This window comes from Aquirufa regiilacus (genome assembly GCF_032470275.1).
Taxonomy (GTDB): domain Bacteria; phylum Bacteroidota; class Bacteroidia; order Cytophagales; family Spirosomataceae; genus Aquirufa; species Aquirufa regiilacus.
The window spans coordinates 368,382-383,029 of the sequence record NZ_JAVNWW010000001.1; the positions used below are offsets into that span (position 1 = coordinate 368,382).

Sequence of the window (14,648 nt, forward strand, 5' to 3'; positions counted from 1 at the left end):
TCGTGTAAAATTCTATCGGATGCGCTTTTTCCGTTTGCTTTTATTGGGCTTGTGTTCTTTGCTGTTTGCACAGCAATTGCAAGCACAAGATTTTTACCCGAGCCAACGTGCTTGGGATAAGACGCGCATTCAGCATCAAAAATTTGCCTGGAAGTATCTTGCGAATCAAAATTTTGAGGTCTATTATTTTGGCAAAAATGAGGCTTTAGCTCGAACGACTTTACAGCTATTGGATGCAGATTATCAACGCATTACGAATTTGTTGTCCTATACGCCTTATCAAAAGACGCGTATTTTTGTCTATCCCTCGGGAAATGAATTAGCCCAGTCAAATAGTGGAATTAGTTACGCGAATGCACAAGAGGCGGCAGACGAAAATCGGGCAAAGTTCCGGATTGAAATTGCATACCAAAACCAATTCCAAGAATATAGGCTGAACTTGCTGAAGCAGCTTTCTCAGGTTTATTTACATGATATTTTGTACGGGGGTAGCATCAAGGATGCACTGCAAAATTCTTTATTATTGTCAGTGCCCGAATGGTTTACGTCTGGATTGTCGGCTTACCTCGCTGCTGGCGAAACGCCTGCTATGAATCAATACATGTTTCAGGTAGTCGTTGCGAATAAAGTTCGGAAACCTGTTTTGGCACGCGGTATAGAAGCCGAATATTTAGGTCAATCGATCTGGTCTTACATTGCTAGGGTTTATGGTGCGAACCAAATTGGGAATATTGTCAACTTAACGCGTATTATTCGAAATGAACAATCGAGTATTTCGAGTACACTTCGAAAGCCTATTGCTAAATTCCTGAAAGAATGGTTTGAGTTTTATGTCAGCGAAGCGAAGCAATATGAAGTCAATGTGCAGCCTGTTCCTCAAAAGACATTATTGTCTTTTGATATGACGAAAGGCGAACAAATTCGTGATGTCCAACTAAGTCCAGATGGTAAATGGTTTGTATATCTACTAGATGATTCGGGCCGATTCCGCGTCATGTTAAGATCGGTGCTAGGTAATTCAACAAAGGAAATCTTTCGTACAGGATTAAAAGATCCCTTGCGCAAAGAAACAAGTGTATCCCCTTTGGTTCAATGGGCTGCAAATCAAGATTTATACATCCTAGCGAATCAAGAGGGTAAAAGTTTTCTTCATGTTTTTCAGTGGACGAAGCAGAACTTAAAGCTTGCCTCTAAACGTAATTTAGGGGACATTCGTTTTTTAGATTTTGAATTAAATGCAAATGCCCAACGGATGTTGGTTCGATCCTTTAAACTCGGCCAAGTTGATGTGGGTATCTATGATATTCGTCGGAATCGTCTTTCAGCCATTACGCAAGATTCCAATCAGGAATCCGAAGCGCATTGGTGGGGGAATGAAGGGGATGTTATTTATTTGACGGATCGAATTTCGGATAGTACCTATTTAAAAGAAAAGGGTTTGTTTGTGATGAAACATTGGCGAGCGGAAGATCCAGCCAATGCGAAGGAGCTGTTTATGCATAAAGGCACCATTCGAAATGTCAGACCTATTTCGGATTCCTTGATTTATTTTCTGAATGAAAATCCAGCAGGGAATGAATTAGTATCCTATCATGCCGCGGATCAAAAGTTGTATCAAACCATTGTAAAATCAGGAGATTGGTCAGCCTTCAGATGGGCAGGGGATCAATTGTTGGTGCAAAATCGGTCGGTTCTGACAGAGCAAGTACAACAGTTTGAAGGTAAGTCGCTCGCGAATATCCCAAGCTATTTGTGGTATCCTATGTTACCGGATACATCAAGTGCTTTAGCTCAACCGATACCAAGTGATGAAAATAGACGGGTCACGGATGTGCGAAAATCACGTATTGAGCGCCAACAAGCCTTGCGTCTACGAAAAGATACGAATCGATTAATAGGTCCTTTGGATTACCAAAATTCGTTGGTTCTCAACGGTTCCGAAGGTAGTTTTAAAGTTGATCCTATCCGTGGCTTAGGGTATAGTATGGATTTGAAAATGAATGATTTGTTAGAAAATCATTTGTTTAAAGTGGGGTCCTATGTATCTGCGAACATCAAGAATGTTGACCTTTGGGGGGAATATAATTACTTGGCCAATCGGGTCGATTGGACATTGCGGGTTGATCGGAAGATACTAGATCAGGAAACGGAGATTTTATCTCAAAAAATCCGTTATAATCGCGTGGAATTGAAGGCTGTTTACCCATTTACGTTGGTGAGTAAATTTAGTGTTTCCGGGATGTTTACGAATAATCGGGCAATCGATCAATACAATGTGAGTACGCCTGAAAATGTTTCTTCTTATGTGGGGGGGCGACTTGCTTATACTTTTGATAATACGGTTCATGTTGCTGAGAATCTGCAAACGGGATTTCGCTTATTTACGGGTATTGAGTTCCAACAATCCATGCAAAAATCTTCCTTTACACGGATCAATTTAGATGCGCGGAGGTATTTAAAAATTTCGAATAGTCTGTTTTTAGCCACTCGACTTTCCGCATCACAAGCCGTAGGAAATGCAGCCACCCAAACTTTATTAGGCGGGATGGATAATTGGTTGTTTATCGATCGTGAGATTCAAAATAAAGAAAATCCCTTGGGGACAGCTGGAATAGCCCAACGCGATGTATTCATGAGCGATTTTGCCACATCACTTCGTGGTTTCAAAATGAATAAGTTGGCAGGGAATAGTCATTTGCTTCTGAATGTAGAACTACGTGTTCCCTTGAAATCATTGTTAGGACCAAGTTATGCTAAATCTCAATTTTTGAATACGTTCCAAATGCTGGGCTTCTTTGACATGGGCAGTGCGTGGACAGGTGCAACGCCTTTTTCTCGGACAAATGGATTTAATACGAATACCTATGGTGGGAATACCAATCCATTCCAGGCCACGGTGACTGATTTTCGAAATCCTTTCTTATTTGGTTATGGGGTAGGTGCCCGAGCCAACATTGTTGGTTATTTTGTCAAGTTGGATTATGCTTATGGCATAGAAAACGATGAAATTAAATCGCCTATTACGTACTTAACGCTAGGTCATGACTTTTAGATTACTTTGTATTTTCCTTTTTGTACAGTCTCAATTATTCGCACAAAGCCTGTCGGTTTCTAATTTGCCAATTTTGCAAATTAATACGAAAGGGGCAACGATCGTAGATGAGCCTAAAATACCGGCTAAATTTACCTTGTTTGATCGAGGGAAAGGACAATTAAATCAATTGACCGACAAGCCAACATTTGTTTTTTGGGCGGGTATAGAATACCGTGGAAGTTCTTCTCAGGGTGATTGGTATTTCCTGCCAGGTTTGGTTAAAAAACCCTATGGCTTTGAAATTTGGGCAGATTCTTTATCCATGACAGCCGTGAAGTTGCCTATCGCTCAGTTTGGCGCTGAGTCTGATTGGGTGCTGAATGCTTCGTACAATGATCGAACATTTTTGCGAGATGTTCTTGCCCAACAATTAGCTAGTCAATTTGGCTTGCAGCATTCAAAAACGCGGTATGTCGAAGTGATACTAAATGATGCCTATCAGGGAATTTATGTCTTGATGGAGAAAATTAAGCAGGGTGGAAATCGTCTGGATATCGCAGATTTAACCCCTACAGATAATGCTGGGGATACCGTAACGGGTGGCTATTTGGTCAAGATTGATAAAACAAGTGGAGCTGTATCTCGCAATTGGAATAGTGCCTATGTATCTGGGAAAGGGACTGAAAAGAGCTTTTTCCAAATTGAATATCCGAAGTCGGAGAATATAACGACCCAACAATTCACCTACATCAAGAATTATGTAAACACATTTGAGAAAAGTTTACAAGAAGAACAGCCACTGAAGGCTACGACGACTTACCGGTCCATGATGGACATGCCTTCGTTCGTGAATTATTTCTTGTTGAATGAGCTGAGTAGGAACGTGGATGGTTATCGACTGAGTACCTATTTTCATAAGGATAAGGACTCAAAAGGCGGGAAATTAACGATGGGGCCAGCTTGGGATTATAATTTGTCTTTCGGAAATGCAGATTATTACGATGGTTATTTACCTCAGGGTTGGGTGTACAATAAACTAGAGCTGACGGAAGGTACGCCAGATTATTTCCAGACGCCTTTTTGGTGGGGTAAGTTGATGAAAGATTCTGTTTTTGTAAATTCGGTGAAGCGTCGTTGGAGTAGTTTGCGGAAAACGACTCTGACTCCTCAGGCGATATTTAAATTCATGGATTCTACGACGGTAGCCTTGAAAGATCCCATGCAACGAAACTTTGGTCGCTTTCCTTTGTATGGGAAAAAAGTATGGCCTAATTATTATGTAGGAAATAACGCGAATGAAGAGTTATTTTGGATGGAGAATTGGATTTCTGCGCGTATTACTTGGTTAGATGCTGCAATTGCTCGGTTAGATGCCACGCTTATTTTGGGTAATGAATCGGAAGTTTCGATTCGTGCTTTCCCAAATCCAGCCTCGCAATTGATTCAATTGGAATTTCCGCTACAGCAAAATGGGAATCTCAACTTAGAAATTTTTGATCTTTTAGGTCGATCTGTATTGAAGAAAGCCTTGGGTTCGCAGGTGAAAGGACCTCAACTCATTCCAATGGATATTTCAGCGCTTGCACCTAGTCGGTATGTCATCGCTATCCTGCAGGATGATGCAATCTTATACCGTTTTCCGATTGTTAAAAGTTTGGATTAGCGTCTACTCTTATTATTATTACCTATGTCTCAAACCGTTGATATTTTACCTTTATTGGCCGTCACGCGTAAGGCTTCTACGCAATTAGCTTTCGCGGATGCCCGTACGAAAATTGCAGTTTTGCATCGCTTGGCCGAATTACTGATTGAGCAGACGCCCATCATTATTGGGGAAAATGCGAAGGATTTGGCTCAAATGGATCCACAAGATCCTATGCGCGATCGTTTGTTGTTGACAGCGGCTCGTATAGAAGCGCTTGCGGCAAGTTTACACGATGTGGCTGCCTTGCCTGATCCTTCCGGACAGGTTTTACTGGATAAGGTTCTTTCCAATGGCTTAAAATTGCAGAAGATTTCTGTGCCCTTAGGGGTAGTGGGCGTGATTTACGAATCTCGTCCCAATGTAACCATCGATGTCGCTGCCTTGTGTATTCGTTCAGGAAATGCCGCTGTATTGCGCGGTGGGACGGATGCTTGGTTTACGAATCAGGTATTGGTTGGTTTAATTCATGAAGCGCTCCTGTCGCAAGAATTGCCTGCTGATCTTGTGCGTTTGTTGCCAACGGATCGTTCGCACGTCACGACCTTACTTCAAGCTGCTAAATACATCGACGTGATTATTCCACGTGGGTCCGAAGCCTTGATCCAACGGGTTCGTCGGGAATCTTTAGTTCCTACCATTGAAACAGGAGCGGGCGTTTGCCATACCTATGTAGCTGAAAGTGCAAAGCTTGAAATGGCTGTTCCTATTGTTGTGAATGCCAAAGTTTCGAGGCCATCCGTTTGTAATTCGTTGGATACGGTGATTGTTCATCGCTCTCAATGTAAGTCATTTGTGCAAAAAGTTGCGGCCGATTTTATATCCTATCAGGTTCAAATATTCGCTGATGCCGCCGCGTTTGCTGAATTGGAAGCTATTCAATATCCTTTTTTGCACCGTGCAGAGGTGGCTGATTTTGGTCGGGAATTCTTGGATTTTGCCTGCTCAATAAAAGTAGTCGATGACTTGGCAGAGGCTTTGAATCACATCGATCAATATTCTTCTAGGCATTCCGAAGCGATTGTGACGGAGGACGCTTCAGAGGCGCAAGTATTCTTACAGGCCGTTGATGCTGCTGCCGTTTATTGGAACGCATCGACGCGTTTTACCGATGGCGGTGTATTCGATTTAGGTGCTGAAATCGGAATCTCCACCCAAAAACTACATGCCCGAGGACCATTTGCTTTGGAGAAATTGGTGACGGAAAAATGGGTAATTCAAGGAGCTGGACAGGTTCGATAGCCTAGAATTCGTGATCTAAGCCTAGTTTTTGTTTCAATTCACCCAAGATTGGATGCTTTTGAACCAAGAAATCATACTTGTCTGATTGTGTGTAAAGGAGCTTTTTGTCGCCATTTTCTTGGATAGTAACATCCAAAACGATATCAATCGCATAATTTTGAAGACGTTCGCGTAAAGTGCCCAATACTTCCATGCGCAATTGCTCATTGAAATGTTGGACCTGAACTTCGTTTTCTACTTTGATATGTGCAACCGTATCGATTAATTCAATCGGGCGGTCCATCATCACAAATTTGTTGATCAAATTCGCATCTTTGAATTTCTGTGCAATCTCATTCCACACGCCCAATAATTTGGCTGAATCAAAATCTTGATTATTGAAATCATTCGCTACCGCTTGTTCTTTTACCTCATCTTCTTGTGCCTTGGGTTTAATGACACTCTTACTCGAGCGTAATCCACTAAGGCCCGCCGCCGGTATTTGGGTAACCGGTTTAGCCTGAGGTTTTGGTTCTTCAGCTGCGGGTGTAGGCGCAGGCGTAGGTACAGTCGCAGGCGCGGGTTCACTAACGGCAACAGGAGTTTCCGTCACGGGTGCTGCCGTTACTTCGATGGCTGGAGGTGTTGAAACAGTTGTCTGTGTTGTGGCCCCAGCGCTTTTAGCTTGGGGCTCAGGCTTTTTTCCGGTACCGCCCTCCGTGGCTAGTTGGTAAACCGATGGTAAATAATTGATTTTCAGTAAGCAGAGTTCGAGGTGGAGTCGGGCGTTTTTTGCCGACTTGTAATTACTCTCACAGGTTGAACAAATGTTCATCGCGGAAAGTAAGAAGGATGTGCTCGTTAATTCGGCTTGTTGCTTGAATTTTGCACGGGTTTCATCAGAAATCTCCATTAATGCCAAGGTTTGAGGGTCTTTGGCAAATAACAAATTTCGAAGATGTTCCATGAATCCACTGATGAATTGTTGGCCATCAAAACCTTTGCGCATGATTTCGTCCAATAAAACGAGTGTCTCTACATGATTTTGTTGGATCAAGTGATTCGTCAAACTCACGTAATAATCACTGTCTAGGATGTGCAAGTTTTCAAGCACATCTTTATGACGTAATGCATTATCAGTCGAGAATGTGACATTCAAATCAAACATGGATAGCGCATCGCGCAAACCACCATCGGCTTTGATTGCAATTAATTCCAAGGCAGATGGTTCTGCTTGAATATTTTCCTTTTGTGCAATATTGGCTAAGTGGTCAGCCATGTCTTTCCATTGAATCCGATTAAAATCGAATATCTGGCAACGCGACAGAATGGTCGGCAAAATTTTATGCTTCTCCGTCGTGGCAAGAATGAAAATCGCATAGGATGGGGGTTCTTCCAATGTTTTCAGAAAGGCGTTGAATGCCGCCGCTGAAAGCATATGAACCTCATCAATGATGTAAATCTTATAACGACCCCGTTGAGGTGGATAACGTACTTGATCAATGAGGTTACGAATATCGTCTACTGAGTTATTCGATGCCGCATCTAATTCATGAATCGTTAAGGAAGTATTGTCTTGGAAAGATTGGCAAGATGGGCATGTGCCACACGCTTCGCCATCGTTTCCGATGTTTTCGCAATTGATTGTTTTCGCTAAAATACGTGCACAGGTTGTTTTTCCCACGCCCCTCGGACCACAAAATAAGAAGGCCTGTGCCAAGTGGTTTGACTTGATGGCATTCTTTAAGGTGGTGGTAATGTGACTTTGGCCAACGACCGAATCAAATTGGGTAGGTCTGTATTTTCGCGCTGAAACAATAAAATTTTCCATACTGCAAGTTAACTTTTACGTGTGCAAATTCCAATAAGCTAGTTGGGTAAATGCAAGATTGCGCTGACAGGAAAATGGTCCGTTGGGAAACGGCTGGCCCAAGTTTCTGAGTGCGTCGCGTGTTGGCTACACGTGACCCCATTTTTGACAAAAATGTAGTCGATGTGTTTACCTTCTTGTTCTTGTTTGAATCCGTTAAATGAACTGTAAGGGCCATAATGTCCTGCTTTGCTAATGGATTCTGCGTCGATCAAGTGCTGAGGATTTGCCTTAGCTAAGATGATTTGAATCGGTTCGTCGTCGGGTGTTGCATTAAAATCGCCCGTGATGATGGCAGGTGATTTCCCGGCGATTTCGGCTACTTTGGCAAGAACTAATTTCGCGCTTTCTCGGCGTGCAATTTTGCCTAAATGGTCGAAATGCGTATTGAAAACGAAGAATTTCTTACCTGATTTGATTTCGTTGAATTCACCCCAAGTGACGACGCGGCGGCATGCGGCATCCCAACCAAATCCTACCTTTTCACAGGAATCGGAAAGCCAAAATGTCTTTTCTCGGATGAGTTTGAATTTCGCTTTGTTGTAAAATAGGGGAGAGAATTCGCCCGCTTCTTTGCCGTCATCACGACCTTTTCCAAACCAGGCATAATCAGGTAAGGCTTTCGCAAAATCCTTGATTTGATGTACGAAGGCTTCTTGCATTCCAATGATATCCGCCTGGTGGTATTGGATTAATTCCGCACAATGTTTTGCACGGTATTTCCATTGGTCTTGACCATCTGACTCGGTATCTAAGCGAATGTTAAAGGTCATGGCTTTGATTTGTCCATGACTTTGAAAGCCTAATAAAAGGAATACTAAAAAACAGCTTAAAGTTTTCATAATATTTTCGATTTGAGGCCAAACGCGGTCTTTTTTGCCATTTTCTATGACGAAATCAGCGCCACGTTGGTATTGTTCAGGTTGCGGTTGTAAATCAATCATCTGCATGATTGCCATGTAGGATGATTTGTTTCTTTTTTGAATATGTTGAATGCGCTCATCCAATGGACAGCTCACGGCAATCAGTTGCTTGAGTAATTCCGGTTTGTTGCGAGCGGTTATCAGTGCGGATTCGTATAGATAGAATGGTGAATCCGGCGCATTTTCCAACCAAGTTACAGCCGCTTGTCGAACAGCGGGATGGATAATCGCATTGAGTTTTTGAATGTCGCCGGGGTATTTTTGCAAAAGGCCTTTCATCCATGGACGATTGTAGGTACCATCAGGAAGATAGGCTCTGGATCCAAATTCCTCCAGGATCGCGGCTTTAACTTCGGGGTCTTGATCGCAGATATTACGCGCATGGACATCAGCTTCAAAAACAGGAATTCCTAGGATAGAAAAAATCCGACAAATCGTTGATTTGCCGGATCCTATTCCGCCTGTAATGCCAATAAAGGGTTTCAGGCCTTGTTCGTTCATTTTATTCTTCCGTTAAACGAGATGACGCATCTTTGGAAATCGCTGATTTTTCAAAAACCATACGAACTCCTTTGCTTGAATCTACTTCTACAACGATGGTTTTCTCACGAATCGATACAACACTTCCGTGTGCTCCACCAATCGTAACCACTTTGTCACCTGTCTTTAATTCACTGATAAATTTTTGTGCTTCTTTCGCCTTTTTTTGTTGTGGACGAATCATGAAAAAATAAAACACCACAAAAATACCTCCGAAAAGGACGATTTGCATGATTTGTGGATTGGCTTCTAATAATAACATAGGACTATTTTTTTTGAGGTAAAACTTCTATTTTAAACGCAACCATGTTGTCGGCTGGTAAGGTATTTGCATAGGCGGTAACGGTTTTTTGAACTTTCCCTTCCTTGCCATGTGAATCAAATGTGACTTTGATAAATCCTTTTTTGCCGGGTTGAACTAGGTCCTTCGACCATTTGGGTGTCGTGCAACCACAAGAGGAATTCACGGAACTAATTTGCAAGGGTAGGTTGCCTTTGTTACGAAAATGGAAGGTATATGATATACTATCTCCTTCGGTAATTCGACCGAGGTAAACCAAGGGTTGGTCAAAGACCATTTGCGGACGTTTCTCTTCCGTTGGGCGCAAAGCTACTGGAATTGCATTTTCAGCATCACTCAGTGAGTCTTTTTGTTTATTGGTACAGGCCAACAACAAAACAAAGGCTCCCAAATAAATCGAAAGACGAAGCATCTTATTTTGCTTTGATTTGGCTCATCATTTTCTCCACGTCCTCCAGCAATTTTTCTGCTTTGATTTTCGTGTCGTTCACGACTTTCTTGCCTTCTGATTTCGCCATGGTTTCTGGAATTTCTTTTCCGTCCACGATGTCATTAATCAATTGGGTCAATTGTTCTTTGTATTTATTCAATTGGAAATACAATTTGCTACGTGTATTCTCACCTTTATCAGGTGCATATAGAATACCAAGCACGGCTCCTGTAGCAGCTCCTACAACAAATGCCCAAAAGGATTTTGATGATCTACTCATAATTATTTACTGGCTATGTCGATTAATCCTCGACCTGATTTTTGAATAATTTTCTCTCCTATAAGCTTCACTGAAACAACATCCAAAATACCGTTGATAAACGGACCTGATTTAGGTGTCGAATAGTTTTTCGCTACTTCAATGTATTCGTTAATACTCACTTTGACCGGAATGCTTGGGAATTTAATCATCTCGGCTACGGCCATTTTTAAAATGATTAAATCAGACGTGGCTAAACGTTCGGAGTCCCAGTTTTTTGTCTGGTCATTCACCCAAGTTGTTAGGGATTTATCTTCCTTCACACAATAGTCGAATAATTCTTCAAAGAATAATTTATCCTCATCCCATTGTATAGCAAGGGCCTGTAAGCTTAAATCTTCTAAGGCCTCCACTTTAAATGTTTTGGTACTTAGGCTTTTGATTACATCCTTATTAACATGCCAATTTAAATCTTTTTCCTCAAAATATGCTGTCATAATCGGATGTTTTAACAGATAATTTTTCAAAAGATATTGTACGATTTCAACGTCCTTCACAAGGTCTTTTCCTGCTTCTGGTAAATAGGAAGTAAAGCTGTCGTCTGGTAATATGCCTTCTAAGAATAATTTCTTGAGTAAGGTTTCTTCGTCCTCCGACCAGCCAATATTGTTATCCGCAAATGCGCTTTGCAAATCTTTCCATTTTGGTAAGATTGCTAATACTTTGTTGTTGGCAATTTGAGAGGTCTTAATCGTCTTTTCCAACAAACGTCTTTGTTCATCCCATTGACCGATCATCGGGATGTTTTGTAAGTAGAAAAGTAATTTTAAGTATTGTTTGTAGATGGATTCAACCTCGGTAACCATGTTGACACGCATATCGCGCGCTATTTTAGCAACATTGTTTTGGTAAACACGGTATACGGATTGAGCAGCTTCTAGCGATTCTGCCGGAATGCTTTCTTCCGTGGGAACTCCTTGAAAAAATTCGTTTAATTGAATTTCGGCTAGTTTTCGCAAACCCTCGAGACGAGGTGTTTGTTCTTCTTTCGCAACCATCAATGAAAGATCGGGTTGAAAAATCGCTTGTAAGCCATCAAAGGCTAATTGGTATTGCGCGCGTTCCTGCGTCCAAAAGGCATACATTTGTTGAAATGCTTTGACCCGTAGTAGTCTTCTGTTAACCATCCGAAAATAAAGAGCGTTCTTGATTTGTAAAACACAAAATTACAAATTTTAATTTAGAAAGGTCCTATCTTTGCGCCAACTTATTCCATACATGGGCGCACTTAGTCATCTGAATCAATACTTCTGGAAATATAAATGGCTTCTACTCTTAGGAATGCTGTTTACGTTTTTTTCCAATTTTTTCGGAGTTGTGCCTGCGCAGTTGGTTCGTTTTGCCTTGGATTTGGTGACGGAGACCATTGATGTCTATTTTCTTTTCAAGGGTTTTTCGATGCAAGCTGTCTTTTATGAGGTATTTGCGAGTACCCTGTTTTATTATGGAGCCCTGATTGTTTTAATGGCTTTTATCAAAGGTATTTTCTTGTTTTTGGTGCGTCAAACCTTAATTGTGATGTCGCGCCACATCGAATTTGAAATGAAACAAGAGATTTATGCCCATTACCAAACGCTTCCGCTTTCATTCTATCGCAAGCAAAATACAGGCGATTTAATGGCGCGTATTTCAGAGGATGTTAGTAAAGTTCGTATGTACGTGGGCCCTAGCATCATGTATGGCTTGAACTTGATTACGGTTTTTGCTCTTGTTATTTATTACATGTACCACGTGAGTACAACCTTGATGTGGTACGTACTTTTACCGCTTCCAATCTTGTCGTTTAGCATTTACTATGTTAATTCTTTAATTATCAAGAAGTCGGAGGAGATCCAAGCGGGTTTATCTACCATCTCGACCTTTGTACAAGAAGCCTTTTCTGGGATTCGCGTCTTGAAATCCTTTGTGCGTGAGAAGCAATCTTTAGCAGCATTTACGGAAGCATCCGCGAATTACCGTCGAAAGTCTTTGGACCTAGTCAAGATTGATTCTTTATTTACCCCTTTGATTTCTTTATTGGTCGGATTTAGTACCCTCTTAGTCGTATATGTAGGCTCGAATGAGGTCATGGCGGGCCGCATGACCTTGGGAAATATCACCGAATTCATCATGTATGTATTCATGTTGACTTGGCCCGTAACTGCTTTAGGCTGGACGAGTTCACAAATTCAGCGGGCGGCAGCATCACAAAAACGTATCAATGAATTTTTAGATATCAAATCGGAATTAATTCCAGGTAAGCAGATTACGCAGCCGATTCAAGGTAAATGGACTTTCAAAGATTTGTGTTTTACATACCCAGGAACGGATCGTGAAGTGTTGAAGGACATTAATCTTGAAATTAGTTCTGGGGAATCTGTTGCCTTATTGGGAACAACTGGTTCAGGAAAGAGTACCATTGCCTTATTAATGGCACGCTTTTATGATCCCGTATCGGGTGATATTTTATTGGATGATATTCCCTTGCGTGATTGGGACATCCAGCATGTTCGTAAACATTTGGGTTTTGTGCTTCAAGATGTCTTCTTGTTTTCCACAAGTATTGCGGAGAATATTCGCTTTGGACAAGATGATTTAACGCAAGAGCAGATGAAAGAAGCTGCGCAATATGCGGATGTATATGATAACATCATGGATTTTCCAGATCAGTTTGAGACGATTTTAGGGGAACGTGGTGTAACCTTGTCAGGTGGCCAAAAACAACGAGTTTCCTTAGCGCGTGCCTTGGCGAAAAATCCGATGATGTTGGTGTTAGATGATTGCTTATCTGCCGTAGATACCCATACGGAACACAAGATTTTGACACATTTGAAGAAGATTATGCAAGATAAAACGAGCTTAATTATCTCGCATCGTGTGTCTTCTGCTAAATTAGCCAATCGCGTATTCGTCTTACAAGATGGGCTAATCGTGGAACAAGGGAAGCATGCGCAATTGATGCGCAAGAAGGGTTTGTATTACGAATTATACCAACAGCAATTGAACGAAGAGCAAGGATTATAGTAGATTTCCACTTAATCGGATCAATTCAATTTCGGCAGATTTCGCGGCATATCGCGCCTCGATTAAACGCGTTTCCGCCGCTACGGCATTACGTTGTACCTCACGTAATTCATAAGAAGTCGCAATACCAATTTTAAAACGGTCAAAAGCGATATCAATGTTTTGCTTTGCAATCGTATAATTTTCCGTTTCCAACGAGATCAAATTCAATGCGTTTTCGTAGGCCGTGTAAGAACGTTCAATGGCAGCGATTAATTGGTTTTTCGTGTCTTCTATTTGCAATTGGGCAATCTCAGCATTGATTTTTGCGTTCTGAATGCGACGCTTTTGATTGTATCCATCAAAGATGTTGATCGTAGCGCGTAGCCCATAATTGAATACGTCACTCGAGCCACGTTGTACACCAAATCCCGCACCATTGACCACATTATTGACAGCATAGCCGGCTAATAAATCAATTTGAGGTGTTTGTTGGCTTTTTAAATTTCGCGTATCCAAATCACTGATTTTTTTCGAAACGAGTGCCACCATCAGCGCTGGGTTTTGCTTCAAGGCCATCTCCTTCAATTCGCCTAAATTTAATTTAGGTAATAAATCGATGACAGCAAGCGTTTGGAAGGTTGTCAAGTGTGGGCGTACTAAAAGAGTGTTAAGGCTTATTTTGGTGTTCAAGTCCGATTGTTCTTGTGCCACTAATAAGGCCTTGTCCTCATTATAATCTACCTGCGCGGAATAGTAATCCACTTTAGAACCTTGCCCTACTTCGTAGCGATCTTTGGCTAGTTTTAGACGATCATTCGAAATTTCAAGTCCCTTTCGAAAGTTGTTTACACGCAAATCTTGTCGGATGATATCGTAGTATAAGGTGCTAATTTGAGCGATTAAATTTTCGATTGACGTTTCTGTTTGTTTGGCGCCTAGATTTTGGAGTTCTTTAAATCGGTCACGTAAAACGAACATTCCTTTGCCATCGTATAGTGTCCATGCCATAGCAATACCTGCATTGCCATTATTCGATTTTACGCCAGATTGTACCAATGGCGCACGTAGGCCACCAAAAAACTCTTGATCTAATCCCGAAACGGTATAATTTTTGGTGGCGGTCCCTGTAATCGTGGGTAAAAACCCCGCATTACCCAAGCTATTGTCATTTGCTGCCTGTATTTCTCTTTTCTTAAGAATCTGAATCGAATATTGATTCTGTAAACCTTGTTGGATGGCATCTTCCAAGCGTAACATGTCTTGTGCATTGCTTGAAAGACTAGTTAGTATGAATAAACTAATTAGGCCAAATAATTTCATATT

11 protein-coding genes are annotated in these 14,648 nt (G+C 41.5%); 4 read left to right on the forward strand and 7 right to left on the reverse strand.

Annotated elements, in window-relative coordinates:
* Nucleotides 1-19 precede the first annotated feature (19 nt).
* The 3 genes from PQG45_RS01585 to PQG45_RS01595 all read left to right on the forward strand — a co-directional run bounded on the left by PQG45_RS01585 (nt 20) and on the right by PQG45_RS01595 (nt 5,978).
* Nucleotides 20-3,052, forward strand: a complete 3,033-nt coding sequence (locus tag PQG45_RS01585) for a hypothetical protein (RefSeq protein WP_316070177.1) — start codon at nt 20-22, stop codon at nt 3,050-3,052.
* Nucleotides 3,053-3,125: 73 nt separating this feature from the next.
* Nucleotides 3,126-4,697 carry a CotH kinase family protein gene (locus PQG45_RS01590; protein ID WP_316070178.1) on the forward strand — a complete coding sequence of 524 codons (1,572 nt, stop codon included), beginning with the start codon at nt 3,126-3,128 and terminating at the stop codon, nt 4,695-4,697.
* Nucleotides 4,698-4,721: 24 nt separating this feature from the next.
* A complete protein-coding gene (locus tag PQG45_RS01595) occupies nt 4,722-5,978 on the forward strand; it encodes a glutamate-5-semialdehyde dehydrogenase (RefSeq protein WP_316070179.1) in 1,257 nt (418 codons plus the stop codon).
* Nucleotide 5,979: 1 nt separating this feature from the next.
* Here PQG45_RS01595 and PQG45_RS01600 read toward each other — a convergent pair whose 3' ends face one another.
* The 6 genes from PQG45_RS01600 to nusB are packed head-to-tail and all read right to left on the reverse strand — an operon-like array spanning nt 5,980 to nt 11,425.
* Complete coding sequence (locus tag PQG45_RS01600; protein WP_316070180.1) at nt 5,980-7,788, reverse strand: DNA polymerase III subunit gamma/tau; 1,809 nt, start codon at nt 7,786-7,788, stop codon at nt 5,980-5,982.
* Between the two features lie 38 nt (nt 7,789-7,826).
* A complete protein-coding gene (gene coaE / locus PQG45_RS01605) occupies nt 7,827-9,251 on the reverse strand; it encodes a dephospho-CoA kinase (RefSeq protein ID WP_316070181.1) in 1,425 nt (474 codons plus the stop codon).
* Between the two features lies 1 nt (nt 9,252).
* Nucleotides 9,253-9,552, reverse strand: a complete 300-nt coding sequence (yajC, locus tag PQG45_RS01610) for a preprotein translocase subunit YajC (RefSeq protein ID WP_315575838.1) — start codon at nt 9,550-9,552, stop codon at nt 9,253-9,255.
* A 4-nt stretch (nt 9,553-9,556) separates the two neighbouring features.
* A complete protein-coding gene (locus tag PQG45_RS01615; RefSeq protein ID WP_315575836.1) occupies nt 9,557-10,003 on the reverse strand; it encodes a DUF1573 domain-containing protein in 447 nt (148 codons plus the stop codon).
* A gap of 1 nt (nt 10,004) precedes the next feature.
* Entirely contained in the window at nt 10,005-10,301 is a 297-nt protein-coding gene (locus tag PQG45_RS01620; protein WP_315575834.1) for a YtxH domain-containing protein, read from the reverse strand.
* A gap of 2 nt (nt 10,302-10,303) precedes the next feature.
* Nucleotides 10,304-11,425 carry a transcription antitermination factor NusB gene (nusB, locus tag PQG45_RS01625; RefSeq protein ID WP_316070182.1) on the reverse strand — a complete coding sequence of 374 codons (1,122 nt, stop codon included), beginning with the start codon at nt 11,423-11,425 and terminating at the stop codon, nt 10,304-10,306.
* Nucleotides 11,426-11,558: 133 nt separating this feature from the next.
* Here nusB and PQG45_RS01630 point away from each other — a divergent pair, with 133 nt between their 5' ends.
* Nucleotides 11,559-13,343, forward strand: a complete 1,785-nt coding sequence (locus PQG45_RS01630; protein WP_315575830.1) for an ABC transporter ATP-binding protein — start codon at nt 11,559-11,561, stop codon at nt 13,341-13,343.
* Here PQG45_RS01630 and PQG45_RS01635 read toward each other — a convergent pair.
* Nucleotides 13,338-14,645 carry a TolC family protein gene (locus PQG45_RS01635; RefSeq protein WP_315575828.1) on the reverse strand — a complete coding sequence of 436 codons (1,308 nt, stop codon included), beginning with the start codon at nt 14,643-14,645 and terminating at the stop codon, nt 13,338-13,340. The two genes, PQG45_RS01630 and PQG45_RS01635, sit on opposite strands and share 6 nt — an antisense overlap.
* Between the last annotated feature and the right edge of the window lie 3 nt (nt 14,646-14,648).